General features: G+C 37.6%; 23 protein-coding genes and 2 riboswitches. Of the genes, 6 read left to right on the forward strand and 17 right to left on the reverse strand.

Annotation, left to right across the window (positions count from 1 at the left end; all coding sequences use genetic code 11):
• Positions 1-158: 158 nt before the first annotated feature.
• Positions 159-1,388, forward strand: coding sequence for an MFS transporter (locus tag M3175_RS22790; protein ID WP_251523872.1), 1,230 nt, complete (start codon positions 159-161; stop codon positions 1,386-1,388).
• Positions 1,389-1,413: 25 nt separating this feature from the next.
• Here the strand turns inward: M3175_RS22790 and M3175_RS22795 are convergent, their stop codons facing one another.
• On the reverse strand, positions 1,414-1,935 hold the full coding sequence (locus M3175_RS22795) for a hemerythrin domain-containing protein (RefSeq protein ID WP_251523874.1): 522 nt from the start codon (positions 1,933-1,935) through the stop codon (positions 1,414-1,416).
• Between the two features lie 211 nt (positions 1,936-2,146).
• On the opposite strand from M3175_RS22795, the gene M3175_RS22800 reads away from it, so the two are divergent.
• Positions 2,147-2,488 carry an SAM domain-containing protein gene (locus M3175_RS22800; protein ID WP_251523876.1) on the forward strand — a complete coding sequence of 114 codons (342 nt, stop codon included), beginning with the start codon at positions 2,147-2,149 and terminating at the stop codon, positions 2,486-2,488.
• A gap of 117 nt (positions 2,489-2,605) precedes the next feature.
• Here M3175_RS22800 and M3175_RS22805 read toward each other — a convergent pair whose 3' ends face one another.
• From M3175_RS22805 to M3175_RS22825, 5 genes are all read right to left on the reverse strand, one after another.
• Positions 2,606-2,854, reverse strand: coding sequence for a DUF4315 family protein (locus tag M3175_RS22805; protein ID WP_251523878.1), 249 nt, complete (start codon positions 2,852-2,854; stop codon positions 2,606-2,608).
• Positions 2,855-3,029: 175 nt separating this feature from the next.
• Positions 3,030-3,314 carry a ferredoxin family protein gene (locus M3175_RS22810; RefSeq protein ID WP_160549486.1) on the reverse strand — a complete coding sequence of 95 codons (285 nt, stop codon included), beginning with the start codon at positions 3,312-3,314 and terminating at the stop codon, positions 3,030-3,032.
• Positions 3,314-4,609 carry an FAD-dependent oxidoreductase gene (locus tag M3175_RS22815; protein ID WP_251523881.1) on the reverse strand — a complete coding sequence of 432 codons (1,296 nt, stop codon included), beginning with the start codon at positions 4,607-4,609 and terminating at the stop codon, positions 3,314-3,316. Before M3175_RS22815 ends, M3175_RS22810 begins: the two co-directional genes overlap by 1 nt.
• Positions 4,602-5,630: an electron transfer flavoprotein subunit alpha/FixB family protein gene (locus M3175_RS22820; RefSeq protein WP_251523883.1), complete on the reverse strand. Its 1,029-nt coding sequence runs from the start codon at positions 5,628-5,630 to the stop codon at positions 4,602-4,604. The genes M3175_RS22815 and M3175_RS22820 overlap by 8 nt, the downstream gene beginning before the upstream one ends.
• Positions 5,631-5,664: 34 nt before the next feature.
• A complete protein-coding gene (locus tag M3175_RS22825; protein WP_251523885.1) occupies positions 5,665-6,486 on the reverse strand; it encodes an electron transfer flavoprotein subunit beta/FixA family protein in 822 nt (273 codons plus the stop codon).
• 435 nt (positions 6,487-6,921) lie between these two features.
• Here M3175_RS22825 and M3175_RS22830 point away from each other — a divergent pair, with 435 nt between their 5' ends.
• Together M3175_RS22830 and M3175_RS22835 are read left to right on the forward strand one after the other, a co-directional pair.
• Positions 6,922-7,665 carry a ZIP family metal transporter gene (locus tag M3175_RS22830; RefSeq protein WP_251523887.1) on the forward strand — a complete coding sequence of 248 codons (744 nt, stop codon included), beginning with the start codon at positions 6,922-6,924 and terminating at the stop codon, positions 7,663-7,665.
• Between the two features lie 164 nt (positions 7,666-7,829).
• Positions 7,830-8,708 carry a YitT family protein gene (locus M3175_RS22835; RefSeq protein WP_251523960.1) on the forward strand — a complete coding sequence of 293 codons (879 nt, stop codon included), beginning with the start codon at positions 7,830-7,832 and terminating at the stop codon, positions 8,706-8,708.
• A 52-nt stretch (positions 8,709-8,760) separates the two neighbouring features.
• On the opposite strand, the gene M3175_RS22840 is transcribed toward M3175_RS22835, so the two are convergent.
• From M3175_RS22840 to M3175_RS22865, 6 genes are all read right to left on the reverse strand, one after another.
• Complete coding sequence (locus M3175_RS22840; protein ID WP_251523889.1) at positions 8,761-9,000, reverse strand: Spo0E family sporulation regulatory protein-aspartic acid phosphatase; 240 nt, start codon at positions 8,998-9,000, stop codon at positions 8,761-8,763.
• A gap of 239 nt (positions 9,001-9,239) precedes the next feature.
• Positions 9,240-9,773, reverse strand: coding sequence for an acireductone dioxygenase (gene mtnD / locus M3175_RS22845; protein WP_251523891.1), 534 nt, complete (start codon positions 9,771-9,773; stop codon positions 9,240-9,242).
• Between the two features lie 20 nt (positions 9,774-9,793).
• Positions 9,794-10,408, reverse strand: a complete 615-nt coding sequence (locus M3175_RS22850; RefSeq protein ID WP_251523893.1) for a methylthioribulose 1-phosphate dehydratase — start codon at positions 10,406-10,408, stop codon at positions 9,794-9,796.
• A complete protein-coding gene (locus tag M3175_RS22855; protein ID WP_251523896.1) occupies positions 10,405-11,067 on the reverse strand; it encodes a 2-hydroxy-3-keto-5-methylthiopentenyl-1-phosphate phosphatase in 663 nt (220 codons plus the stop codon). Before M3175_RS22855 ends, M3175_RS22850 begins: the two co-directional genes overlap by 4 nt.
• Complete coding sequence (locus tag M3175_RS22860; protein ID WP_251523962.1) at positions 11,064-12,296, reverse strand: 2,3-diketo-5-methylthiopentyl-1-phosphate enolase; 1,233 nt, start codon at positions 12,294-12,296, stop codon at positions 11,064-11,066. The genes M3175_RS22855 and M3175_RS22860 overlap by 4 nt, the downstream gene beginning before the upstream one ends.
• 88 nt (positions 12,297-12,384) lie before the next feature.
• Positions 12,385-12,492: riboswitch (SAM riboswitch) on the reverse strand.
• Between the two features lie 83 nt (positions 12,493-12,575).
• Complete coding sequence (locus tag M3175_RS22865) at positions 12,576-13,748, reverse strand: pyridoxal phosphate-dependent aminotransferase (RefSeq protein WP_251523898.1); 1,173 nt, start codon at positions 13,746-13,748, stop codon at positions 12,576-12,578.
• A 132-nt stretch (positions 13,749-13,880) separates the two neighbouring features.
• Between M3175_RS22865 and M3175_RS22870 the strand changes: the two genes are divergently transcribed.
• On the forward strand, positions 13,881-14,657 hold the full coding sequence (locus tag M3175_RS22870) for a carbon-nitrogen family hydrolase (protein ID WP_251523900.1): 777 nt from the start codon (positions 13,881-13,883) through the stop codon (positions 14,655-14,657).
• Positions 14,658-14,725: 68 nt separating this feature from the next.
• A riboswitch (SAM riboswitch) is annotated at positions 14,726-14,883 on the forward strand.
• Positions 14,884-14,956: 73 nt separating this feature from the next.
• Complete coding sequence (gene mtnK, locus M3175_RS22875) at positions 14,957-16,144, forward strand: S-methyl-5-thioribose kinase (protein ID WP_251523902.1); 1,188 nt, start codon at positions 14,957-14,959, stop codon at positions 16,142-16,144.
• A 24-nt stretch (positions 16,145-16,168) separates the two neighbouring features.
• On the opposite strand, the gene M3175_RS22880 is transcribed toward mtnK, so the two are convergent.
• The 5 genes from M3175_RS22880 to M3175_RS22900 form a co-directional block, all read right to left on the reverse strand.
• Entirely contained in the window at positions 16,169-16,666 is a 498-nt protein-coding gene (locus M3175_RS22880; RefSeq protein WP_251523904.1) for a methylated-DNA--[protein]-cysteine S-methyltransferase, read from the reverse strand.
• 14 nt (positions 16,667-16,680) lie between these two features.
• A complete protein-coding gene (locus M3175_RS22885) occupies positions 16,681-18,147 on the reverse strand; it encodes a PAS domain-containing sensor histidine kinase (RefSeq protein WP_251523906.1) in 1,467 nt (488 codons plus the stop codon).
• A 118-nt stretch (positions 18,148-18,265) separates the two neighbouring features.
• Positions 18,266-19,909, reverse strand: a complete 1,644-nt coding sequence (locus tag M3175_RS22890; protein ID WP_251523908.1) for a methyl-accepting chemotaxis protein — start codon at positions 19,907-19,909, stop codon at positions 18,266-18,268.
• Positions 19,910-20,245: 336 nt separating this feature from the next.
• Positions 20,246-22,540 (reverse strand): thiamine pyrophosphate-dependent enzyme, encoded by a 2,295-nt coding sequence (locus M3175_RS22895; protein ID WP_251523910.1) that lies wholly within the window; start codon positions 22,538-22,540, stop codon positions 20,246-20,248.
• Positions 22,540-23,550, reverse strand: coding sequence for a 2-oxoacid:acceptor oxidoreductase family protein (locus M3175_RS22900; RefSeq protein WP_251523913.1), 1,011 nt, complete (start codon positions 23,548-23,550; stop codon positions 22,540-22,542). Before M3175_RS22900 ends, M3175_RS22895 begins: the two co-directional genes overlap by 1 nt.
• Positions 23,551-23,767: the final 217 nt, after the last annotated feature.

Raw genomic sequence — 23,767 nt, forward strand, 5'->3', positions numbered from 1 at the left:
TCCATAAGTCACTTCCCATTCATAGACCATTTGAAAAAAAACTTATCTACTGCTCTATCACATACTTCGCCTCACGAAATAAACCATTTCTTAATCACTGGAAATTTAGTAAGATATCTTTATACCATTCTTCAACAATCAAAGGAGATCTTTTTATTATGGCACAAACTGCTACTGTTCAAGAATTTAAAAAACCTGACAGTGCAACAACGTATAAAATCTTATTCATTATCGCATTATGTCACCTGTTAAACGATTCGATTCAGGCGGTTGTACCCGCCATGTTCCCTATACTTGAACAATCAATGGGACTAAGCTTCACTCAATTAGGAATCATTGGATTTTCTTTAAATATCGTATCCTCTATCATGCAACCCTTTGTTGGAATAATTACAGACCGTAAACCCATGCCATTTGCTTTACCCATCGGTTTAACGTTTACTTTAATGGGAGTTCTAGGGCTTGCCTTTGCCCCTAGTTTCTTACTTATAGTTATTTCAGTGGTCTTTATTGGATTAGGGTCCGCCGTATTTCATCCAGAAGGTTCAAGGGTTGCCTATATGGCTGCTGGACCTAGAAGAGGGCTTGCACAGTCCATTTATCAAGTTGGTGGAAATTCCGGGCAAGCACTAGCTCCATTAATTACTGCACTCATACTCGTTCCTTTTGGCCAAAGAGGCGCAGGCTGGTTTACGATTGTCGCAGCTGTTGCAGTAGGACTGCTTATTTATATTGCTTTTTGGTACGCGAACAAACTCAAGATTGATAGTCGGAAATCAAAACAAAAGCAGACTTTAGCTCCAGCATCATTTTCATTTCAACGTCAAATTCGGTTCTATTTGCTTGTGATCTTGTTCTTAATCTTCGCTCGTTCATGGTATATCTCAGGAATTACAAATTACTATGCGTTTTATGCGATTGACAAGTATAGCTTTTCCATACAGCAAGCTCAGCTTTATTTATTTGTTTTTCTTGTTGCAGGTGCATTAGGTACATTTTTCGGTGGACCTCTAGCTGACAGGTTTGGAAAAAAAACCATCATCCTGCTATCCATGATTGGTTCTGCTCCAATCACCATTTTGCTTCCTTTTGTGCCTCATTATTTCTCGGTAATTTTACTTGGAATAGCGGGCTTCATACTTATGTCTAGTTTCTCAGTTACCGTTGTTTATGCCCAAGAACTCGTTCCGGGTAAGATAGGGACAATGGCTGGTTTGACAGTAGGATTGGCTTTTGGAATGGGTGCTCTAGGATCTGTGTTTTTAGGTATACTAGCAGATACGATTGGATTACCCCTAACGATTATTTCAACCGGTTTTCTCCCATTACTAGGGTTTCTAACATTGCTCCTTCCCTCAGACAAACAAATCGCAGATCTATACAAATAAATGGAAGAGGTGCACCCTCTTCCATTTATTGATTAATTCTTTCCTTTAATTCCTGCTTTTCTTCTTCTGTAAAAAAGTTTTGTGCCATAGGGAATAGCACATTTTCTTCCTTAGCAAAGTGATCAACAAGCGTGAAATACGCATTTTTTATAAGTCCAGCAAGTTCCAGTATTTCTTCATCCGTAATAGCGTCATTAGAGTGCGCTGCCTTTAAGAATGTCCCGATAAAGCCTTTTGCCTGATCATGCTCGTATTCCATTACTGCAATAGGTCCACTTTCCCTGCCAATATACTTTTCCATCATGGAGAATAGCACGCCCTCTTCCCTTTCTGAATGGGGCTCTAATTCATGAAAAAAAGCTTGTACCTTTTGAATTAATTCCTGAAACATCGTTTCCCTTGTAGTTTTAACACTTTCTATTTGCTGACAAGTGTCAAGGAGTTCATCAAGCATTAAAAGCAGTGGAGGATGCTCATTTTTTAATTGCTGTAATCCCTCGCATAATTCTACATTTCTATCCATCATTGAGCTCATACAACCTTGCATAGTTCATTTCTCCTTATAATCATATTGTTACTATGATTATAAGAAAGTACGTGCTATTCTGTTGTGATGTGTATCACAGTAACAGATTAATGTAAATGCTTTTAAAATTCTAAAAATTTTAATAATTCTGGAGGTAATTTTTAATAAAAGCTCATATAATAAAAATATAGAAAATTTCTTTTGTAAACATGAGAAGTTAGGAGGGGTTAAAATGTATCAATGTAATCTACAAGAATTTTACCCAACCGCATTTATTCGAATTGGCGAGAATGACCAGTCCATGCTAAAAGGAAGTCGATTCATGTCTGAGGCTTCTGTACACTGGCTAGTCGCATTAGATGGTCATCCTAAAAACGGAGCAGAAGATTTTTATGTTTGGAATGTTCTTGTTTACCTAGCAGACATTCACGGGAACTTTGAGTTAAGCCAGCCACACTATTGTACGGAAAGTTATTCCTGCTTTGATCAGGCTTGTAATACAGCTAAGGATCTAATGATTAGTGGACTTAACGACGAGATGATGAAATACACGGTTAGAGTAAGAATCAGCTAAACAGAGATTATTATTATTACTTTTGGCTTTTCCTTTTTAGGCTACTATGTGAAAATTTATACATAACATAAAATAGGATGGAATTCATAGAGGTTTATCGAAGATGTTGAGGTAAATCTATAATTGATAGCTATATAAGTAGTTTTCAACAAACTGAACAATTTCTAAATGTTGCTTATCGGTTTTGTTCTTTTCAAGTTCCTTTAGCCGCTTTTTCGCCTGTAAAATAAAAGGATGCAAAGTAGGACGAGCCCCCGCCTCTTTCACTGTTAATTCTCCATTTAATATATCAATGGCTGCCTCCTGAACTTGTACATCACTTGTCAAATAGTAGAGTATCCCAGCTAAATACGATGTTCGATCCATACTGTCTCCTCCTATCTATTAATAGTACCTATTTTAATAGTAACGGAACGCTCGTTCGTTTTCAACTATATTATCTAAATCTTTTAACAATTCACAATTTATACATAAGATCCTGAAATAACAAAGACACCTCTCATATCTAATGAAGGTGTCTCCGCCAACTATTTATTCACCATTACGCTAATCGAAACACAATTCCATGGCCGCCTTTCGGATATTCCCATTTAATATTTTGATATGGACAACCAATTCTACAGCTTCCACACTCGTGGCAGCCCTCGTATCCCACCTGCATTCTCGTACCTTCCCACTTGTATACTTCTGCTGGACAGAATACGGTACAGATTTTATCAGGACATTTAGTCATACAAATATCGTGGTCAAGTACTGTTAGATGAGATTTCGTGTCACACTTAAAACGCAATAAGTACTGTTTTTCCTCGATTGTTTTCGTTGACATTATTTCACCGCCTTCCAAGCACGATAGACATCTTGAATGACCTTGAACGTTCCTTTTGCCCCAGTTACACTTCTCATGATTTGTTTTTGTTTTTCACGCTTTGGTGTTCCGTCTACCGTAAAGAACTTGCTCATTGCCTGGTTCATCATTGGAATATACTCTCTGAAATACTGTGGGTGATGCTCAAATGTATGGGCAGCGTCTTTATATTTTTCTAAGTCCTTCATAATAAAGCTATTGTATAAAGCTTCACGGTAAGAATTTAAGCTTGCCACGCTAAAATCATTTCTTTCCTTTGCACGAATAATGGCTTCAGCAGCCATTTTCCCTGATGACATGGCCATATTAGAGCCCTCTCGATGGATAGCATTTACTAATTGTGCCGCATCTCCCACTACCACTACACCATTGCCTGCCACCTTTGGTACAGAGTGGTATCCTCCTTCAGGAATTAAATGTGCCAAATACTCGGCAGACTCCCCACCGGCTAGGAGTGGCTTTACCATGGAATGATTTTTCAAATAATCTAATAAATCATAAGGTTTGAGTTTTGCTTTTATCATGCTGGATAGGGTCGTACCTACACCGATGTTGATGCTTTCCTTATTGGTATAAATAAACGCTGTACCGAGATTTCCCTTTGTTGAATCACCAAAGATTTCTATTGTACAACCTTGGTTATCCTCGAGGTTAAAGCGGTCGTTAATCTTCTCTTTTGATAGATTAATCACCTCCATTACCGTTAGTGCGACTTCATCAGGTCGAAATTCTTTATGAAACCCAAGTTGCTTTCCTAACAGAGAGTTTACACCATCAGCCAAGACAACTACATCCGCGTACACATCTCCATCAGGACGATCGGTTCGAACACCCACCACCTTACCATTTTCTACTATACACTCATTGGCTACCGTTTCATTGATGAGTAGTACCCCTTGTTCCACCCCTTTTGCTGCAAACCATTGATCAAACGGAGCTCTTAATACGGTAAAATTATTATAGGGCTCCATTCCCCACTCTAACCCTTTGTAGCCAAAGGAAACGGTAGACTCCTTATCCATCATCCAAAAGCGTTGTTCAATAACAGGTCTTTCTAATGGTGCTTCCTTCCAGAACTCAGGAATGATCTCCTCCATTTGTTTCCTGTATAGTACGCCACCCATTACATTTTTACTACCCGGATACTCCCCTCGCTCAAGTTGGAGCACCTTTAAGCCATTCTTGGCACATGTATAGGCACAGGAAGTTCCTGCAGGTCCAGCACCAACAACAATGACGTCAAATTTTTCAGGCATAACTGATTTCACCACCCTTTTCTGTACGTATTTCTTTAAATTGTTGGATGAGTTTCGGGAGAATTTCCAAAGCATCCCCAACAATTCCATACGTTGCGACATCAAAAATAGGTGCACTTGCATCTTTGTTAATAGCGATTATTATTTCTGAATTCTTCATACCGACTACGTGCTGAATAGCACCTGATATACCAACGGCGAAATATATTTTAGGTGTTACTGTTTCACCCGTTTGGCCAATTTGTAACTCATGTGGGAGCCATCCTGCTTCTACTACATCCCTCGTACCACCTACACTTGCACCAATCACTTCTGCGAGCTCATATATTAGTGAGAAATTTTGTTGATCTCCTAATCCTTTTCCACCACAAACAATGATATGTGCATCCGCAAGATTGGCTCTTTTTGAAACATCCTTCACCACTTTGAGCACTTTAGTTCTCATATCTTCTTCATGCAATTCAATATTTTCTTCAATGATCACTCCCTGTCGTTCTTTATCTGGTTCAAGAGCTTTCATTACTTTCGGTCGAACCGTTGCCATTTGGGGGCGATGCTTTTTACACAATATCGTTGCCATAATGTTTCCACCAAAGGCTGGTCTACTTGCCTCCAATAATCTTTTTTCAAGATCCACATCAAGCATGGTTGTATCTGCAGTCAAACCCGTACTTAAATCGGTTGCAACTGCACTTGCAAGGTCCTTTCCATTTGGCGTGGCTCCGTATAAAAATATTTCAGGACTGTATTTTTCGGCGAGGAGTACCACGCCCTTCATATATGATTCTGTTCGGTAATCCTCTAATACTGGATGATCAATCACATATACTTCATCCGCCCCGTATGAGATGACTTGGTTACATAGGGCTTTAACATCTTTACCTAGCAAAACTCCCCCAAGTGAAACACTTAGCTTATCAGCTAATTTCCTTCCAGCTCCAAGCAATTCTAGCGAAACACCTTCAATCTCGCCTTCATTTTGTTCTATGAATACCCACACACCACGGTATTCTTTACTCATTCCTAGCACCCCCATCATCGATTATTAATGTGTATCACTTCACATAAAAAAGCTCTTTTTTCTCTTCAAGTAAGCATTTGATCAGCTCTCTTACTTGTTCATCTGATGAGCCCTCTAAACGCTTCCCACCTTCATGCTTCGGTGGAGTAAACATTTTACCAACGATGGTAGGTGATCCCTTGAGTCCAAGCTGTGTACGGTCCACGTCTTCTAAATCGTTGACTGTCCAAACAATTGGCTCGTACCTTGCAGCTTTTAACATATTAGGAAGAGGGGAATATTCAATCTCATTGATTTCTTTTTCGACAGTCAATAAACATGGCACTTGGATTTGGAGCAATTGGTAACCACCTGACAGCTTTCTCTTAACAACTACGGTTTGCTCCTTTTCATCAAGCTCTGTCACTTCGATCACGTTCGTAACTGGAGGAATATCTAATCTTCTTGCAATTCCAGGTCCCACTTGCCCGGTATCTCCATCAATTGCATGCTTTCCACAAAGAATCATATCAATTGGTCTAATACTGGCGATTTTATCTAAAGCCTTTGATAATGCATAGCTGGTTGCTAATGTATCTGCGCCAGCAAAGGCACGGTCAGAAATTAAATAACCCTCTTCAGCACCAATTTCTACGCTTTTTTTAATAATCGCATTTGCTTGTGGTGGACCCATAGATAAAACAGAAATATATACATCTTTGATGAGACGCTTCATCCGAACGGCTTCTTGAACAGCATGTGCATCATAAGGATTCAAAATAGCTGGTGCACTTCGACGATCAAGCGTATTTGTCTTAGGATTAATCTTAATGATCTTTGTGTCAGGTACCTGCTTGACACATACTACAATGTGCATAAAAATCCCCCTCCTTAATCACTAATGGCTAAATCACCTATATATATTTTGCAAAGCTTCGTAATAACGATATATGTATCGGTTTACGAGCATAGTACAAACAAATTAATTAATATTTTATGTGAATAATATAATTTTGTATGCGTTTTCAATATTGGTAACATTTGAGGTATGGGTTGCTTACGGAATCTTCATTTTTGTGTCTTTGCATATGTAAACGATGGGGTTTATCGACTATGATGGAATAACAATTATTTTTTGAAGGGAATGATAAAGTACTTACCATTATAGTTACTATATTAAAAGAAATTGAACATTTTCCATATGATAAAAATCACAGATGGCAGGTAATTATCATATATGTAATTGTGTGAGCAATCGCTCTTCCTTATAATAGAGAGTATTACCTAAGTTTTATTTTTAGGGGGAACCTGAATGAATGAAGTTTTGCTTGGAAGTGTTCTCTCTGCAATGTCAACGGGATTAGGAGCAGCAATCATTTTGTTTATGCATCGCTCTGTGACACACCGTTGGAGAGATAGTTTACTTGCTTTTACGGCGGGTATTATGATGGCAGCTTCCACGATGGGCCTGATTCCTGAAGCCCTTAATACTAGCGGATTTATACCTCTAATGATTGGTATCCTTTTAGGGGTCATTACCTTAACTTGGTTAGAAATGAGAATTCCTCATATTGATTTACAGCATACGACTCAAAAATACGAAATGGAATTTGATGAAAAAGCAATGTTGATTATTGCAGCGATTACTCTCCATAATATTCCCGAGGGATTATCAGTTGGAGTTAGTTATGCTACAAATGCTGAAGCTAATACAGGTAATTTAATCGCTTTTGCAATCGGACTCCAAAATGCTCCAGAAGGGTTTTTAGTTGCACTATTTTTAGTAAATCAAAAAATTGAGAAAGTCAAAGCGTTTATAGTTGCTACTTTAACAGGAGCAATTGAGATTGTTACAAGTTTACTAGGATTCTATTTAACTTCCTTTGTTGAAAGCCTCGTCCCATATGGCCTAGCCTTTGCAGCTGGTGCTATGCTGTTCATTATATATAAAGAGCTAATACCTGAAAGTCATGGGGATGGAAATGAACGAACATCAACTTATTCCTTCATTTCTGGATTACTGTTTATGATTTTGTTAATTGACCTCTTTTCTTAATATGAAATCGGCATGAGAGATTCATGCCGATTTTTTTATTCCCTTTGCAAGATCAAGTTCCAGCTTTACCTACATTGAAACGATTTATTGTATAATAAAAAACAAGGATCAATACTTATGGAGGTGACTTAATGGAAAAACAAATTGTTCATGAAGCCATTCAAATGAATTTAGAGAACCATATACAGCACCGGAAATTACCAAAAAAGAGTATTATTAAAAGAGCCATTTTTATATTTATTGGTGCTATCCTTATGGCTGTAGGATTAGAGATTTTTCTTATACCTAATCAAATTATGGATGGTGGAATTGTCGGGATTTCAATAATTTTGTCTCATATTACTGCTATTAAAATTGGTCTAATTATCTTCATTTTAAATGTTCCATTCTTTTTCATCGGATATAAACAAATCGGAAAAACCTTCGCACTATCTACACTCTTCGCTATTACCATATTATCAATTACAACCGTATATCTTCATCCTGTTCCTGCCTTTACTGATGACATCCTATTAGCAACCGTTTTTGGAGGAATTGCTTTAGGAGCTGGTGTAGGAATCGTCATCCGTTATGGAGGATCACTGGACGGTACAGAGATCCTTGCCATATTAATTAATAAAAAGGTTCCTTTTTCTGTTGGAGAAGTAATCATGTTTTTTAATATTTTTATTTTTGGTACAGGGGGATTTGTGTTTGGATGGGACCGAGCGATGTATTCGATCCTAGCTTATTTTATTGCTTTTAAAACCATTGATATCGTTATTGAAGGGTTAGATCAATCAAAATCTGCATGGATCATTAGCGATAAGTATAAAGAAATTGGTGATGCGATTTTGGCCCGACTCGGCCGGGGTGTCACCTTCCTAACTGGAGAAGGAGCCTATACAGGAGATGATAAAAAGGTGATCTTCTGTGTAATTACACGACTTGAAGAAGCAAAGCTCAAGCTCATTGTGGAAGATCTTGATAGCAATGCCTTTCTAGCCGTTGCAGATATTGCTGAAGTTAGAGGAGGAAGATTTAAAAAACGAGCCATTCATTAGAATATCCACAAAAAAGGAAGGAGCGCAATCGTCTCCTTCCTTTTCAATCTATTTAAATGCATATGATGTTATTAGGCCAAACAAACATAGATTGTTTTCTGGTAATCTTTCTCTCTTTTTTGCTTTTTTTCTTCTCTTGTGATAAACATTGATATTCAAAAATTAGTTTATCCAGCTCTTGACTACACTCAATTGTCTCTACCCCACTTAGACCATTTGCTTGTGCAGATTCAATCATTTTCTCTCTCATTTGTTGAATCGTGGCAAGCATTTCCCTGCTATTCTGCTGCACCCCGTTAACCTCCTAATACTCCTTAAATCCCCTAAATAAAATTCATCACTTGATGAATTATTGCAAGAAATTGAATAAAAGTAAATAGAATCGCAAAATAAGACAAAGTTTTCTTAATATTTTTGCATACGACAAAAAACACCCTGAAATCCCTAGTATATTTCGACAATTATCGATTTTATCCACCAAAAGTAATAAAGGCACTAGGAGTTTAGACTCTAGTGCCTTGTAAACTATTTTTAAGCTTCTACTTCATTCTTTTCGTAGATTGGAACCCAACCTTCAGTTGTTACAAAAATACGGATGGCAACTACTTTTCTATCCTCTTGTAGGGTAAAATAATGTCTAACATTCGGTGGTACAGAAATAAGATCACCAGGGCTTAGAAACACCTCGAAAAATTCACCATCTAATCCTTGGATAATAAACACTCCGTGTCCACTAACAATAAAACGGACTTCATCATCTGTATGGTGATGTTCTTGTTGGAAGTTCGTTAATAGTTGCTCTAGGTTTGGAGTGTGTTCAGCAAGAGAAATAACGTCCTGTGCTTTGTATCCACGCTTCTCTGAAATTTCTGCAATTTCATTTGAGAATGCTGTTAGGATTTCTGCTTTTTCTTCATCTGTTAAAATATATTTCTCTTGAAGATTACTAGGAAGTTTTGTAATATCCCAGTGCTCATAGATTACCTCTTGAGATTGTAAAAACGCTGCCACTTCTTTTTGATCTCTAATTTCTTCTTTTGAACTTTGAAATACGATATGTGCCATTTTTTTTACTCCTTTAAATTTTATTTTTTATATTCTAAAAGTCTTAGATGATAGCGAAATAAAAATTCGGATGCTTCGAGTAGTTTTTTTGCATCGAATGCATTTTTTCCCCAAACGGTTATCCCATGATTTCTGATTAACACAACACCTTTATCCTCTTTTACATGCTCACTAAACTCCTGTGCTAGTGTTGGAATATGAGCTGGATTACTGATAATGGGAACTTTGAGAACGGCATCCTCTTCCCATAAATCAAATGCTTTAATGAGCTCCTGTCCAGTAAAGGTGATTTCTCCTTGATCGCCATATAATTCAGAAATGATATTATTATCGATTGTATGAACGTGTAAACTACAACCAGCAGCTGTTTTGTTATAGATTTCAACATGTAATAAGGTTTCAGCAGAAGGCTTCAAATGGGTCTCATTTACTGGTTTTCCATTTCCATTGACAAGTAGAAAATCCTCTGACGTTCGCTTTCTCTTATCCTTGCCACTTGCTGTTACTAAGAATTGCAATGGATTGTCGCTAACCTTTATGGCTAAATTCCCGCTCGTTCCCATAAACCAATCTCGAACAGCGAGCTCATCCTTCACATCAGCAAGCTCCTCCCAACGTTTTGTTAACAGACTCATCCAATCAACTCCTTTACCTGCGACATATGATTGATCACATCATAGAAATTAACAAACTCTTTATGATTCAGTCCATACTCTTTTGATTTTTCTAGGAGCAGTTCTCTTGCAATGACCAGGTCCGCTTGCTTAGCTGCTTGCAAATCGGTTACTGAATCACCAATAACGACTTTGTAGAAATTTTCATTAAGTCCACGAATAATACTAGGTTTACAGCATCCGCAATCATTTTGACAATGCTCATCACATGCATTCGGCCAAAGAATATTGATATATTCACCTCTAAAATCAGCAGCATTACAATACACTCCTGAAAAGGGACCATACGCTTGTAATATCGGATATACAAAGAAATCAATTCCACCACTAACAATATACAAAGGGATATCCTGATTCTTTAAAAACTTCACAAAATCAGTAAATCCTTCACGAATTTTTACATTTTCAATCGCATACGTAATGATTTCTTCTTTTTTTGAGGAAGGTAGCAACGAAAAAAGCTTTCCCACTCCTTCTCTAATTGAAATGCGCTCAGATAATATGTCGTCCTTCAGCGCTTCCCATTCTGGGGGAGCAAATTTTTTCATAATGGCAATAATGTTATCCTTTTCGGTAATCGTGCCATCGAAATCACAAAATACGGCTAATTTCTTGCTCATGATGGTTTTGCCACCTCAGTAACTCCCCACAGTTCGATCGCAGTTGCTAGTTCAGGATATTGCTGCGAGTTTTCTCTCAATGGCAATCCTTTTTGACTTAACTCGATCGCTTGGCGGAAAGCAAGACCTCCACCTTTCGCTCCAGCCGGATGCCCATGAACACCACCACCAGCATTAATGACACTATCTAAGCCAAAATCTTGTAGTAAAAGTGGAACAAGACCAGGATGAATTCCTGCTGAAGGCACTGGGAAACTCTTATTCATAGGTTCTGACGGATCTGTTAATGCTTCGGCAATTGATAATGCTGCTTTCTTTTCCAAAGCTACCGAACCGTATGGAGATGGGAATAAAGACAAGTCTGCTCCAGCGTAACGCAACAATTTTCCTAGTAGCAAGGAATGAGAAATTCCATATACATCAGACGAAGTGAGTGCTCCACTTACAGCTGGATGTGCCATTATCGGAAGATCGACAGCCGCTTCTTCACGTAATTCTTGGAGAACATCAAGTCCATACGCAAACACATTAAATAATAATAAGTCCGCACCAAGTTCTTTTGCTCTTTTTGCTTTGTCAATTAATTGAGACGTACGACCTGTCAAGTTCACAGCATACAAGGTCCGATGTCCCGTTTCTTCATAAACCTGTTGCAGAACTTCTCTTCCACCAGTAATTCTCTGTTCAAAAGGAGTTAATGGATTGTCAAAAAGAATTTCATCATCCTTTACAAAATCGACTCCTCCCAATGCCTGTTCGCGCAATTGGCTGACGAGGAACGGAAGATCTCTACCAAGAATTCCTTTAAAAATACTTATTAATAACGGACGATTATATACCCCAAGCTTCTCTCTTAAACCATTAATACCAAACTTAGGACCTGGAAAAGCCGTTTTTAACTCTTTTGAAAAATCAAGATCTAATAGCTTAATCTTCCCGTCAAGAGACAGCTTTCCAAACACTGTTGTTAAAATAGCTGGAAGGTCTAGCGAAAAGTTATTTGAAGGATAGGCGATTTTTAACACCGCTACCGTTTCATTCGTATGTTCATCTATGTGTAATTTTTCTACAGAAATAACTCTACCTTTATATTTTTTCAATTGCTCTTGCTCAAGCTTTTGTAATTGAGTCCATGATCCAACCGTTAAACCAAGCGCAATTTCCTCTGCTTTTTTCTCAGGGTTGTGTTTGGCGTCATGTACCAAGTACGTTGCGATGATTTCACTCATTTGCTTTCGTCCTTTCTCTCCTATACGGGTATACATAAAAAAACCTCTTCTTGTCATCAAGAAGAGGTTAGTATCGTAAACTAACATCTCCTTATCTATCAGCCATTGCTGCAAGAATTAGCACCGTGCTTACAAAACATGTAAGTCGGTTGCCGGGCTTCGTCGGGCTCGTCCCTCCACCTGCTCTTGATAAGAAAACGAATGTTTTCATTATGGAATTATTGTTTATACTTTCAATTGATTTTGATTATTCCAGAATTTAATTCGACTGTCAATACATTAACTAAAAATTTGGAGCTTTGAAATTCTTTCAACCGCTTCTTTCAAACGCGCTTCCGAGGTTAATAACCCAACTCGGACATAACCTTCTCCCCATGAACCAAAACCAACTCCAGGGGCAACAGCAATATGTGCCTTTTCTAGCAATAGATCTGAAAATTGTTCAGATGTATAGCCGGTAGGAACCTTTAGCCATGCAAAAAATGACCCTTCAGGAGCTACCACATTCCAACCTAATTCTTGAAGTCCTCCGATAAACACGTCTCTTCTAGATTCGTATAATGAATTTAACTCCCGAACACAACTTTGAGACTCAGTTAATGCTGCAACTGCTGCTTCTTGGACAGCTCCAAAAAGACTTACATATAAATGGTCTTGCAACAAATTAAGAGCTGAAATGACACTTTCATTTCCAACCGCAAAGCCTACTCTCCAACCTGCCATATTATACGTCTTAGATAACGTATATATTTCAATCCCCACGTCTTTTGCACCTTCTGTTTGTAGAAAACTAATTGGTTTATGACCATTAAAACCTATCGCTCCATATGCAAAATCATGAACAACACAAATCTCATGCTCTTTAGCTAGTGCCACTGTATTCTCAAAAAAATCTGCATTGGCTATTGCACCAGTCGGGTTATTCGGATAATTTAAGAACATAAGCTTTGCCTTTTCTAGCTCGTAATCTGATAGCGCCGTATAATCGGGAAGAAATTGATTCTTTTCTTTCAACGGCATGGTTATCATTTCTGCTTGTGCAAGAGCAACACCCGACCAATAGTCAGGATAACCCGGATCAGGGACGAGAACATGTTCACCTGGATTTAATAGACATTGAGGGATTTCAACAAGCCCAGCTTTTCCTCCGAAAAGGATGGCAACTTCTTTCTCTGGATTAATATCTACGTTATATTCTCTTTTGTAAAATGTCGCAGCAGCTTCTTTTAATGATGCGAAGCCCTGGAAAGGGGAGTATTTGTGATTATTCGGATTCTCTGCTGCTACTTGTAGGGCTTTTACGATATGCGAAGCTGTCGGTTGATCAGGGTTTCCCTGTCCCAGGTTTATCACATCATGACCTTCACTGATTTGTTTATTTACTTTAGCAACAAGTGAAGCGAAGAATTGTTTTGGTAAGCTTTTTAATAATTTGGATTGAGGATATATCATCTTTTTTCCACCTACTTTAAATATTCGGGTAATTGGCAATTTTTATATTGAAAAACTAGTCACAAATGTATATCGTAAATGACAACTTGTAAAGTATTTTTACTAATATTTTTTTAGAAAAGGTGATTTCTTATGAGAGTTTCTTGTATTCAAATGGATATAAGCTTTGGAAATGTAGAAGATAACTTTCTAAAAGCAGAAAGTTTAATAGAGTCAGCAATGGCTGAAAAACCAGACTTAGTCATTCTTCCAGAGTTATGGACAACAGGCTATGATTTAACCCGCCTTGATGTTCTTGCAGACGTGGAAGCCAAAAACAGCATTGAATTTCTGCAGAAATTAGCTAAACAACATCATGTGCATATTGTTGGTGGATCTGTTGCCTCTCAAGAAAACAACGGTGTGTATAACACACTGCTTGTCATAAATAACGAAGGTGAACTTGTTTCTACGTATAGCAAAGCTCATCTTTTTAAGCTAATGAATGAACATGAACATCTTCAATCTGGAAGTTCAAAAGGAATCTTTGCGCTCGACAATCATCTATTTGCAGGATTAATATGCTATGACATTCGATTTCCTGAATGGATTCGTGCTCATACGACAGAAGGAGCAGAGACCATCGTAGTAGTTGCTGAGTGGCCTCTCCCTCGTTTGAATCATTGGAGATCTTTATTAATTGCAAGAGCAATTGAAAATCAATGCTTTGTCATAGCCTGTAATCGTTCTGGCTCAGACCCCGACAATGTGTTTGCTGGTCATTCTTTGATTATTAATCCTTGGGGAGAAGTAATTGCAGAGGGAGACGAAAATGAATCCATCGTTACTGGTCTAATTGATTTAGCAGAAGTGAAAAAAGTCCGCAACACGATTCCGATATTTTCAGACCGTCGAACAGACTTATATTAAAAACTATTGACAACTTTAACACTATGCTGATATGATTCTCATCAGAAAATATTAACTGAAAATTACATCTCTTATCAAGAGTAGGCAGAGGGATTTGGCCCGATGAAGCCCAGCAACCGACCGTAATACCATTGTGAAATGGGGCGCTATCAATTTAGCGCCGGAAAATCCGTAAGGCACGGTGCTAATTCCAACAGAAAGAAATTTCCTTTCTGGTAGATAAGAGGTTTGTTGACTTAAGCCTCAAACCTCTTTCAAGCAGAAAGAGGTTTTTCTTATGCAATAGGAGGATAATCATTATGTCAACAATAGTACAAGAAACCTATCAACCACTAACAGAAGAAACAGCCATCTCACTAGTAAAAGAGAGAAATCTATTCTCCGAAGATAGTACTTTATCGTGTACAGAAATAGGAGATGGAAACCTAAATCTAGTTTTTCATATTAAAGAACAAGATGGAAAAGGAATCATTATCAAACAAGCTCTTCCATATGCAAAAGTAGTAGGAGAGTCATGGCCCCTTACGTTAAAACGAGCAACGATTGAAGCTGAAGCATTAAAACTATTTAAAAAGCACGCTCCTGAATTTGTTCCTGAAGTGTATTATACGAATGAAGTGTTAGCAATAACGATTATGGAAGATTTATCTCATTTGACTATCGCCAGAAAAGGGTTAATTGATGGAAATGAATATCCCTTGCTAGCAACCCATCTTGGAACATACTTAGCCAATACTACTTTTTTCACATCGGAGTTTGGTTTGGATAAGGGACAAAAGAAAGAGCTTGTTGGAAAATTTATTAACCCAGAATTATGTAAAATTACTGAAGACCTCATTTTCTCAGATCCTTATTTTAATGCAGAGACAAATGACTTTGAACCACAGCTCACTTCAACTGTTGAAAAACTATGGAGTGATACAAAGTTAAAACTTCAAGTAGCCTTACTAAGAAAAAGCTTTTTAACGGAAGCTGAAGCACTTTTACATGGAGATCTTCATACAGGAAGCTTATTTGTTTCGAAGGAAGAAACAAAAGTAATTGACCCAGAATTTGCATACTTTGGTCCTGTCGGTTTTGATATTGGTCAAGTAATTGCCAATCTATTGTTCCAAGCAATTGCCTTCGAAGAAAAAACCGATGCAGTATATTCACATGTAAGAACCTTCTGGAATGAGTATGAAAATCAATTTTCAGTACTATGGGAACATGACAATTTAGAACCATTTGCACGTATTGAAGGTTTCCTTTCTTCTACTCTACAAAAATACTTTCAGGATGCGGTCGGCTTTGCTGGATGTGAACTTATAAGAAGAACAATCGGTCTTGCCCATGTTGCAGACTTGGATAGCCTTTCGGATGAAAAGGAACGAATTTCTGCGAAAGAAAAAGCTTTAGAGATAGGTAGAGCATTAATTCTTAAGCGTAATGAAATCAGATCCATTGAAGAGTTAGTTACATTTTTGCGCACAAAAAAATACGAGTAGATGGATTCTCTACTCGTAATCTTACTATTGTTTAAAGCCAGCTCCTTCTAAAGTAAGGAGCTTTTCCTTTATATCAATACGTGTGCCTGCATAGCCAGTTAGCTTCTTATTTTTCCCTATAACTCTATGACATGGAATGATAATAGGAAGACGGTTTGCTTTATTCGCCTGTCCGATCGCGCGAACCGCTTTACTATTTCCAATCTTTTCTGCTACTTCCTGATAGCTGTAAGTTGTTCCAAATGGAATCGAGTGAAGGACCTTCCAAACAGACTGTTGAAACTCAGTACCTTCTATCCGAAGTGGCAAATCAAAGTCCTTTCTTCTTTTTGAAAAGTAGTCCTCCATTTGCTGTACCGCTTCTTTTATCAGTTCATTATCAAGTGAAAAAATCGGTTGCTTACCTTTTTCGTGCTTCTGAAAATCCTCTTCTCCAATATGAACGGCCGATACCAGTCCATCTTCGACTACTATATAAATGGTCCCTAACTCTGATTCAACCGTTCCAAACCATCTATTCATATATGACTCCACCTTTATTTTCCAACTGGTAAATACACATGAAATACCGTCCCTTTTCCAACTTCACTTTCGACTTTTATCGTCCCCTGGTGTTCCTCTATAATCCGATAAGAAACCATAAGACCTAGGCCAGTTCCTCTTTCCTTTGTCGTATAGAACGGCTGACCGAGCTTTTTCAGTTTTTCCTCTGGTATGCCATAGCCTTCATCCTTTATGGAAATATGTATCCGATTATCTGTTGTATGATTCATTGAAATCGTGATAAATCCACCGCTCGGCATCACTTCTATGCCATTTTTAATCATATTAATAAAGACCTTTTTCAGCTGATTAGGTTCACAGATTAATATTGGTAAATCATCATCATAATGAAGGAGGAACTGAACATTGTACAAAACAGCTTGTGCACTTAATAGATTGACTGTTTCTGACATGATCTGAGTAATACTATGCTCGACAAATTTAATCGCTTGTGGTTTTGCTAATATTAAAAATTCATTTATGATCGCGTCAATGCGATTTAGTTCTGTTGAAATCACATCAAAGTACATGGAATGTTGTCCTTCACTAGAGTCTTCTAAAAGCTGAATAAAACCTTTCAATGCAGTCATCGGATTACGAATTTCATGTGCAACTCCAGCTGCCAACTGACCGATTACACTAAGGGTATCAGATTTATGAAGATTTGCCTCCATTTCAAGCTTTTCCGTAACATCCCTGAAGGTAGTTAAACTTAGGTTGCTTACTACATTTTGCTTGGTGGTATACTCATAATGCAAAGTCTTCCCATTTCTTGTTGTTAAGGTTAATGTACCTGTTGCATGACCTTCAATCATGAGATTTTTCATAACTTCATTTAACTCGTCATCTGGAAAATGACAATTGATCAGTAAATCACGCATTGTTTTTCCGACAATTTCATATTTATTTGCTTTTAAGTATTTTTCACCGGCAGAATTCAAATCAATAATTCTTTGATTTTCATCCCATAATAACATTCCGTCAAGAGAGCCTTCAAAGATCTTTCGGAATTTCTGCTCACTCTCTCTAAGTTTTTTTTCCATTTGGTACCGTTCAGTCACATTTCTAAAAATGGTCATGTGATATCCGTCAACGACAAATAGCTTAGTAGAAAACTCTAGATATTTCATTTGACCATTGTACATTTGAAATAGCAATTCGTCTCGAATGGAACCTCTTCTGTTTAAATCTTTTATGATGGCATGATACTTGTCGTCCTTTTCGTACACAAAAGCATCGATAGGATATTGCTTTAATAGATCAAGACTACATTCAAATAAACGACAGGCAGCATCGTTTGCATCTATGATATTCATATTTTCATTCCAGAAAATAATCGCATCTAGTGATTCTATAAAAAATGATTTAAAGAGATCCTCAATTGGTATCTCTATATTATTTTTCTTCATTTGATTGATTCGTATATTTTCCATACCTATACTTGAAAGGAACGTATTCACGGGATCTCTCCTTATAAAGGAACTTCTTTATTATGAATTCTACACTATTCCTAAAACTCCTCTATAGGAAAAAAGAACGCTTTCTAAAGAAAGCGAACTTTTTCATATTTTTACAGTACTATATTTTAAAATTAGAAACCATTGCATTTAACTGGTCTGCAAGTTCTGATAATGATTGGATATTGTCTGATATTCCTTCCATAGACCGGTTTGTTTGTAGAACTGAAGCGCTTGTTTCTTCAATTCCTGCTGCCGATTCCTGTGATACAGACGCAATTGATTCAATAGACCTATTCATATTCATTGTTTGAGAGGAAATATCATCCAAACTCGTAGATATCTCTTTCACATGAATGGACATCTCATTTACCGAATGGTAAATACGATTAAATGTTTCGCCAGTAACATTAATTTGCTGTGTACCTTTCTCTACTTGATTATACCCATCCTTTAAGGAGTTCACCACTTCATTTGATTCCACCTGAATTCCGTTCACGATATTAGTAATATCTCCTACTGATAAGGTAACTTGTTCTGCTAATTTACGAACCTCATCTGCAACAACGGCAAACCCTCTTCCATGTTCACCTGCCCTTGCCGCCTCTATGGCTGCATTTAATGCAAGTAAATTGGTTTGTGATGCAATATCTTGTATTACTTTGACCAGAGAGGTAATCTTCTTTGTACTTTCATTTAATCCTTGTACCTTTTCCACAGAAGAATTCATAATCTCATTAATCGTCTTCATCTGTGCCTGAGATTGCTGCATTAGCTCATGACCTTGATCGGTCAAGCTTAGTACATGATTCGAGGAATCTTTAATAACTGTCCCACTATTGGTTGCCTGATCTATCTTTGTTAAGTAATCATCCATCATTTCTGCCAGCTTTGAAGAAGAATGTGCTTGCTCTTCAGCTCCTGCAGATAACTCCTCCATTGTAGAGGCCACCTGCTGGCTAGCTGCCTTTACTTCCAAAGAAGCAAGTGTTAATTCACCACTGCTGTCATTTACCGCCGAAGAAACAGCGCTAATCTCTTGAATCATAGATTGCAGCTGGTTTTTCATTGTGCCTATCGCATTACTTAAATCTGTAATTTCATCTTTGTCACTTGTTATAACCCATTCAACATCTAGATTTCCATTTGAAATTTCATTTGTAACTTCTACTATTTGATTTAATCTATTTGAAATTGCTCTTGATACAAGAATAATCGTAATAATACCTATGGCAGCAGATACGATAATAGAAATAACTAATACCACCAATACAGTGGTTAAACTCGCTTTTGCCGTTGAAACTGATTTGGAGGATTCCTTTTTTAATTCTTCTGAGAGATCATTGAGTTTTACGACCGTTTCATAAACAATATTATCTACCTGTAATTTACCAAGTCGGTACTTATATTCGTTCCCTGCTTGCAGTTCAGTAACAATTACATCGGTAAAAAGATCGGTGATTTTTTGATCATTTTTATCAATTTCTGAGAAAATTGTTTGAGTTTTACCTGATTGTAAAGCCGGTTGAATTTCTTTTTTAAGTTGATTAAATTCCTTTGATATCTTATTAAACTGATCAACATGTCTAGATTTTGTATCAACTATGTAAGTACCAATCATGCTGTTCTTTTGATGAAAAATAGCACTAGCTTCTGAGATCATCACTGCCTTTTCACCAGCTGCCTTTACATTCTCCATTTGTTTGTTTGCTAATGTTAATAGGGTAAATGCTATGGTTGTTGAGGCAGTAAACAAAATAAGCATTAAAACAAGAGCTGATCCGTATTTCTGCCCTAGTCTTAATGAATCCCACTTACTTTTAAGAGGAAATCTCGAAGGATATTGAAAAATATATCTATTCCTTTTATTACTTGATGTCCTTTTTCGACTTAATAAACTAAAGAGTCGGTTTTTCTCCCTAAACATATTCTACTCCCCCGTTTGCCCTGTTCTTGTTAGGTATTCTTACAAGTCTATTTACCTACATGTAGTTACTTTTACTCATTATAATAAAGAAACTATGATTTTGAAATACAAATAGTAAAAATATTTCGAATCCAAAAGTAAAAGGAGCAAAGTCATTAACTTTGCTCCTCCCTTTTATAAAAATGGATTTTCGTGCTTCGCCTTTAGACGTTGCCATCTCGCTTCTATTTCCTTACCAAAATCATCTAGCATTGGCTTGTTTTCTTCCTTCAGTAAGTGTTTAGTTTTACCCATATAGGCTAACCAATCTGACAAAGGTATACGCTTTTTCTTATCTTCCGGATTGTACGTAATAGTCGTTTCCCCTTGTTCCACTTCATATAGAGGAAAGAAACATGAATTTACAGCAGCTTCCATAATGGTTTGACCAAATCTCTCCTCAGACTTCCAGTTTAATGGGCAAGTAATTAAGATCTTTCCATAAACCGTTCCTACATTTTGAGCATACCATTGTGCCTTTGCCGCCTTCTTTATCAAATCTTGCGGAAATGCTTCTGTACCTGTAAACACATAAGGAATATTCGTTGATGCCATTATTTGTGCCGTATCTTTATGATGAAATGCCTTTCCTTGCTGTGCTTTACCTACATTGGTTGTGCTTGTCATATGCCCCATCGGAGTAGAATAAGACATTTGTGACCCAGTATTCATATAACCTTCATTGTCATACTCAAGCATAATTAGTTTATGATTTCTTAAGGCCGTTCCAATTGCAGAACCCATCCCAATGTCCATGCCACCATCACCAGTAATCATCACATACGTAACATCATCTGAAACCGGTACTTCTCCTCTTTCCTTTAACTCTAAAAATGCTTCAAGAGTTCCCGATAGAGTTGCAGGACCATTTTGGAATAAATTATGGATCATGGTTTGCTTATGTGATGAATGTGGATACGCAGTTGTAACAACATACGCACATCCTGTTTGGAATAAAACTACCACATCTCCCTCTATCCCTTTAAAGAATAGCTCAAGTCCTGGAAAGATTCCACAGCCTGGACACGCACCATGTCCTGATGCTAGTCTCTTTGGCTTTGTCGTCAAAGCTCGTAAAGGCGGGATTTTTACTTTGAGCTTGTTCGTTTCTTCATCTTGTTTCACTTCAATTAACCCCGTTTTGAATGTATCTCCATACTGATGTTCTATAACTGGTTTCAGCACATTTTCAACTTCACCAGGCACATGTCCATAGTAATCAAATGCTTTCTCAACATAGCCTTTTTCCTTTGCATCAAGTGCAAGCTCAAAAAACTTCGCCGCATCATCCGCGTAAAAATCCTTGCCTCCAAGTCCGAACACACGACTTAATACAAGTGTTTGATTTTCTTTATCTTCCTGTAAGGCAGATTTCACCTCATGAGTAAGGTTTGGTCCGTTTGCTCCATATGAATCTGCCCGTTCTCCAACAAGGAGTGCTTTTATATTTTTCAGTGCCTCACGAATCTGTTCAGAAGGGAATGGACGAATAATATTCGGACTAATTACCCCAGCTTTTATTCCTTTAGCTCGGAGCTGGTCTACTACATCCTTTGCAGATTCGGCGGCAGAATTTAATAAGAATAAAGCAACTTCTGCATCCTCCATCCCGTACAGGTCAAGTACAGGATATTCCCTACCTGATATTTTTTTGTACTGCTCTGCTACCTCTTTAAAAACATCGCCAGCCGCATACATGGCTTCTGATTGCTGGAAATGATTGTTTAATAGATCGTCCCCATTCATATGAGCTCCGATAGTGACAGGTTTTTTAGGATCTCGAGCAAAATGATAATCAGTTGGACATTCGCCTACAAAATTTTGTACTACTTTTCGATCTTTAAAATAGTTTACCTTACGCTTTTGATGTGAAGTAAAGAAACCATCATAAGCAACAATTACCGGTAATCTGACCTTTGAGTGCTCAGCTATTTTTAGAGCCATTATGTTCATATCATATACTGCCTGAGGCGTTCTTGCTGTTAATATTACCCAGCCTGTATTTAACGCAAAATATAAGTCCGAGTGGTCTCCTCTTATATCTAGCGGCCCACTAATAGATCTAGTAACCAGATTCATAACCATCGGGAATCTCGTGCCAGATTGAACCGGAAGCTGTTCAAGCATATACATTAATCCGTTTGCACTTGTTGCATTAAACACACGTGCACCGGTTACAGCAGCTCCGTAACAAATCCCTGCCGACCCGTGCTCTCCATCCGCTGCAATCAATTTTATATTATGCTCTCCACGAGCTTTCATCTGGTCTAAATACTGTGCCACCTCTGTTGATGGGGTAATAGGAAAGTATCCCATTAGATGATAGTTGATTTGTGCAGCTGCCATAGCCGCCATTTCATTCCCAGATTCAAATGTAGCTAATTGTTCAGGCAAACCCATTGCTTGTAATTCTTTTTCTAAAGTTGCCATTACCTTACACCTCCTACAAATGGAAAGTATTGTTTTACCGAATGTTCTTTTGCATAACCAATCACTTCTCTAAGGTCATTTAATGCTTCTGTCGGACAAGCCTCTACACATTTTAAACAGCCTTTACAATATTGATAGTCAATTCCTTTAAGGAATGTCTGTTTCCGACCTCGTTTATCTTCTCCTTCTTCCCAAACGAAGCAGTAGTCAGGACAAACTGTATCGCAAGCAGCACAATTGATACATTTTTCTTGATGGAATTCCGGTATAAACCCTTGTCTAGAGCCACTTAAATCCTTCAAAATACTATTCGCTTGAGAAATCATTACTCCCCCAATAGCCTGTGTGTTATATCCTAGTTGCGGCACAGATCTTGTAAAGGATCGTCCTTCAGCACCCACTGGTACCTTGTACGTTTTGAATTGCACTTCATTATATCCACGATCAAATGTACGAATATTCGGTTCAACTAAGTGTGGATATTTCTTTTCAAATGTTTTTCGAATAACATTCCTCATGCTGTCTGGATTTAAAAAACTACATATGCGGAATAAGGCACCTAGCATAGCAGTATTCACTTTTGTTTTTTCTTCAACGGCAATGCCAAGTGCATCAACGATGGCCAATGTACCATAGTTTAGTTTCAAGTCTTTTTTCACGACATCAAAATCTCTAGTTGAATTAACCAATACAATACCATCACCAGTTAAACCGCTTACGACATCAACGGTTTTATATAAAGCCTCGTGAAAAACTCCAATCACATGAGGCTGCTCTATTGGACTATGATCTCTAATGGCAACTTCAGCATCACAAAACCGGATAAAACTTTTTACGGGTGAACCTTTCTTTTCTGATCCATAGGAAGAAAAGTTTGAACCATTTAATCCGTGCCCAAGTACTCCAGATTCAGCTAACATTTTTCCAGCTAAGTTCGCACCTAATCCTCCAATAGATTCCAATCGTATTTCAAAAAATCCTAATTCATTTTTAACAGGTAAAATTGACATAAGCTCCCCCCAAAACGAAACGTAATTGTTTAAATTTTAAGGCAATGAACCATTTTACGCTGTGATAAATATCAAACAATTGCATTATTTTTATGAAACAGCACCTTTATTTTGGATTTTTCCCTCTACAATTAAGCAAAATCCGTTATATAACAGATATTTTTTTGTACTAAAACAGAGAAGAAAGAGGGTTGGCAAAAAGTGTCAGGTTTTATGA

The organism is Robertmurraya korlensis (genome assembly GCF_023715225.1).
Taxonomy (GTDB): domain Bacteria; phylum Bacillota; class Bacilli; order Bacillales; family Cytobacillaceae; genus Robertmurraya_A.

Coding starts and splice junctions, on each gene's coding strand:
- M3175_RS22870 (WP_251523900.1), top strand. CDS start 13,881: ATGAGAGTTTCTTGTATTCAAATGGATATAAGCTTTGGAAATGTAGAA.
- M3175_RS22890 (WP_251523908.1), bottom strand. CDS start 19,909: ATGCTTATTTTGTTTACTGCCTCAACAACCATAGCATTTACCCTATTA.
- M3175_RS22825 (WP_251523885.1), bottom strand. CDS start 6,486: ATGCACATTGTAGTATGTGTCAAGCAGGTACCTGACACAAAGATCATT.
- M3175_RS22895 (WP_251523910.1), bottom strand. CDS start 22,540: ATGGCAACTTTAGAAAAAGAATTACAAGCAATGGGTTTGCCTGAACAA.
- mtnD (WP_251523891.1), bottom strand. CDS start 9,773: ATGGCACATATCGTATTTCAAAGTTCAAAAGAAGAAATTAGAGATCAA.
- M3175_RS22800 (WP_251523876.1), top strand. CDS start 2,147: ATGTATCAATGTAATCTACAAGAATTTTACCCAACCGCATTTATTCGA.
- M3175_RS22855 (WP_251523896.1), bottom strand. CDS start 11,067: ATGAGCAAGAAATTAGCCGTATTTTGTGATTTCGATGGCACGATTACC.
- mtnK (WP_251523902.1), top strand. CDS start 14,957: ATGTCAACAATAGTACAAGAAACCTATCAACCACTAACAGAAGAAACA.
- M3175_RS22880 (WP_251523904.1), bottom strand. CDS start 16,666: ATGAATAGATGGTTTGGAACGGTTGAATCAGAGTTAGGGACCATTTAT.
- M3175_RS22835 (WP_251523960.1), top strand. CDS start 7,830: ATGAATTTAGAGAACCATATACAGCACCGGAAATTACCAAAAAAGAGT.
- M3175_RS22805 (WP_251523878.1), bottom strand. CDS start 2,854: ATGGATCGAACATCGTATTTAGCTGGGATACTCTACTATTTGACAAGT.
- M3175_RS22830 (WP_251523887.1), top strand. CDS start 6,922: ATGAATGAAGTTTTGCTTGGAAGTGTTCTCTCTGCAATGTCAACGGGA.
- M3175_RS22900 (WP_251523913.1), bottom strand. CDS start 23,550: ATGTCAATTTTACCTGTTAAAAATGAATTAGGATTTTTTGAAATACGA.
- M3175_RS22850 (WP_251523893.1), bottom strand. CDS start 10,408: ATGAGTCTGTTAACAAAACGTTGGGAGGAGCTTGCTGATGTGAAGGAT.
- M3175_RS22795 (WP_251523874.1), bottom strand. CDS start 1,935: ATGCAAGGTTGTATGAGCTCAATGATGGATAGAAATGTAGAATTATGC.
- M3175_RS22820 (WP_251523883.1), bottom strand. CDS start 5,630: ATGAGTAAAGAATACCGTGGTGTGTGGGTATTCATAGAACAAAATGAA.
- M3175_RS22810 (WP_160549486.1), bottom strand. CDS start 3,314: ATGTCAACGAAAACAATCGAGGAAAAACAGTACTTATTGCGTTTTAAG.
- M3175_RS22815 (WP_251523881.1), bottom strand. CDS start 4,609: ATGCCTGAAAAATTTGACGTCATTGTTGTTGGTGCTGGACCTGCAGGA.
- M3175_RS22790 (WP_251523872.1), top strand. CDS start 159: ATGGCACAAACTGCTACTGTTCAAGAATTTAAAAAACCTGACAGTGCA.
- M3175_RS22865 (WP_251523898.1), bottom strand. CDS start 13,748: ATGATATATCCTCAATCCAAATTATTAAAAAGCTTACCAAAACAATTC.
- M3175_RS22860 (WP_251523962.1), bottom strand. CDS start 12,296: ATGAGTGAAATCATCGCAACGTACTTGGTACATGACGCCAAACACAAC.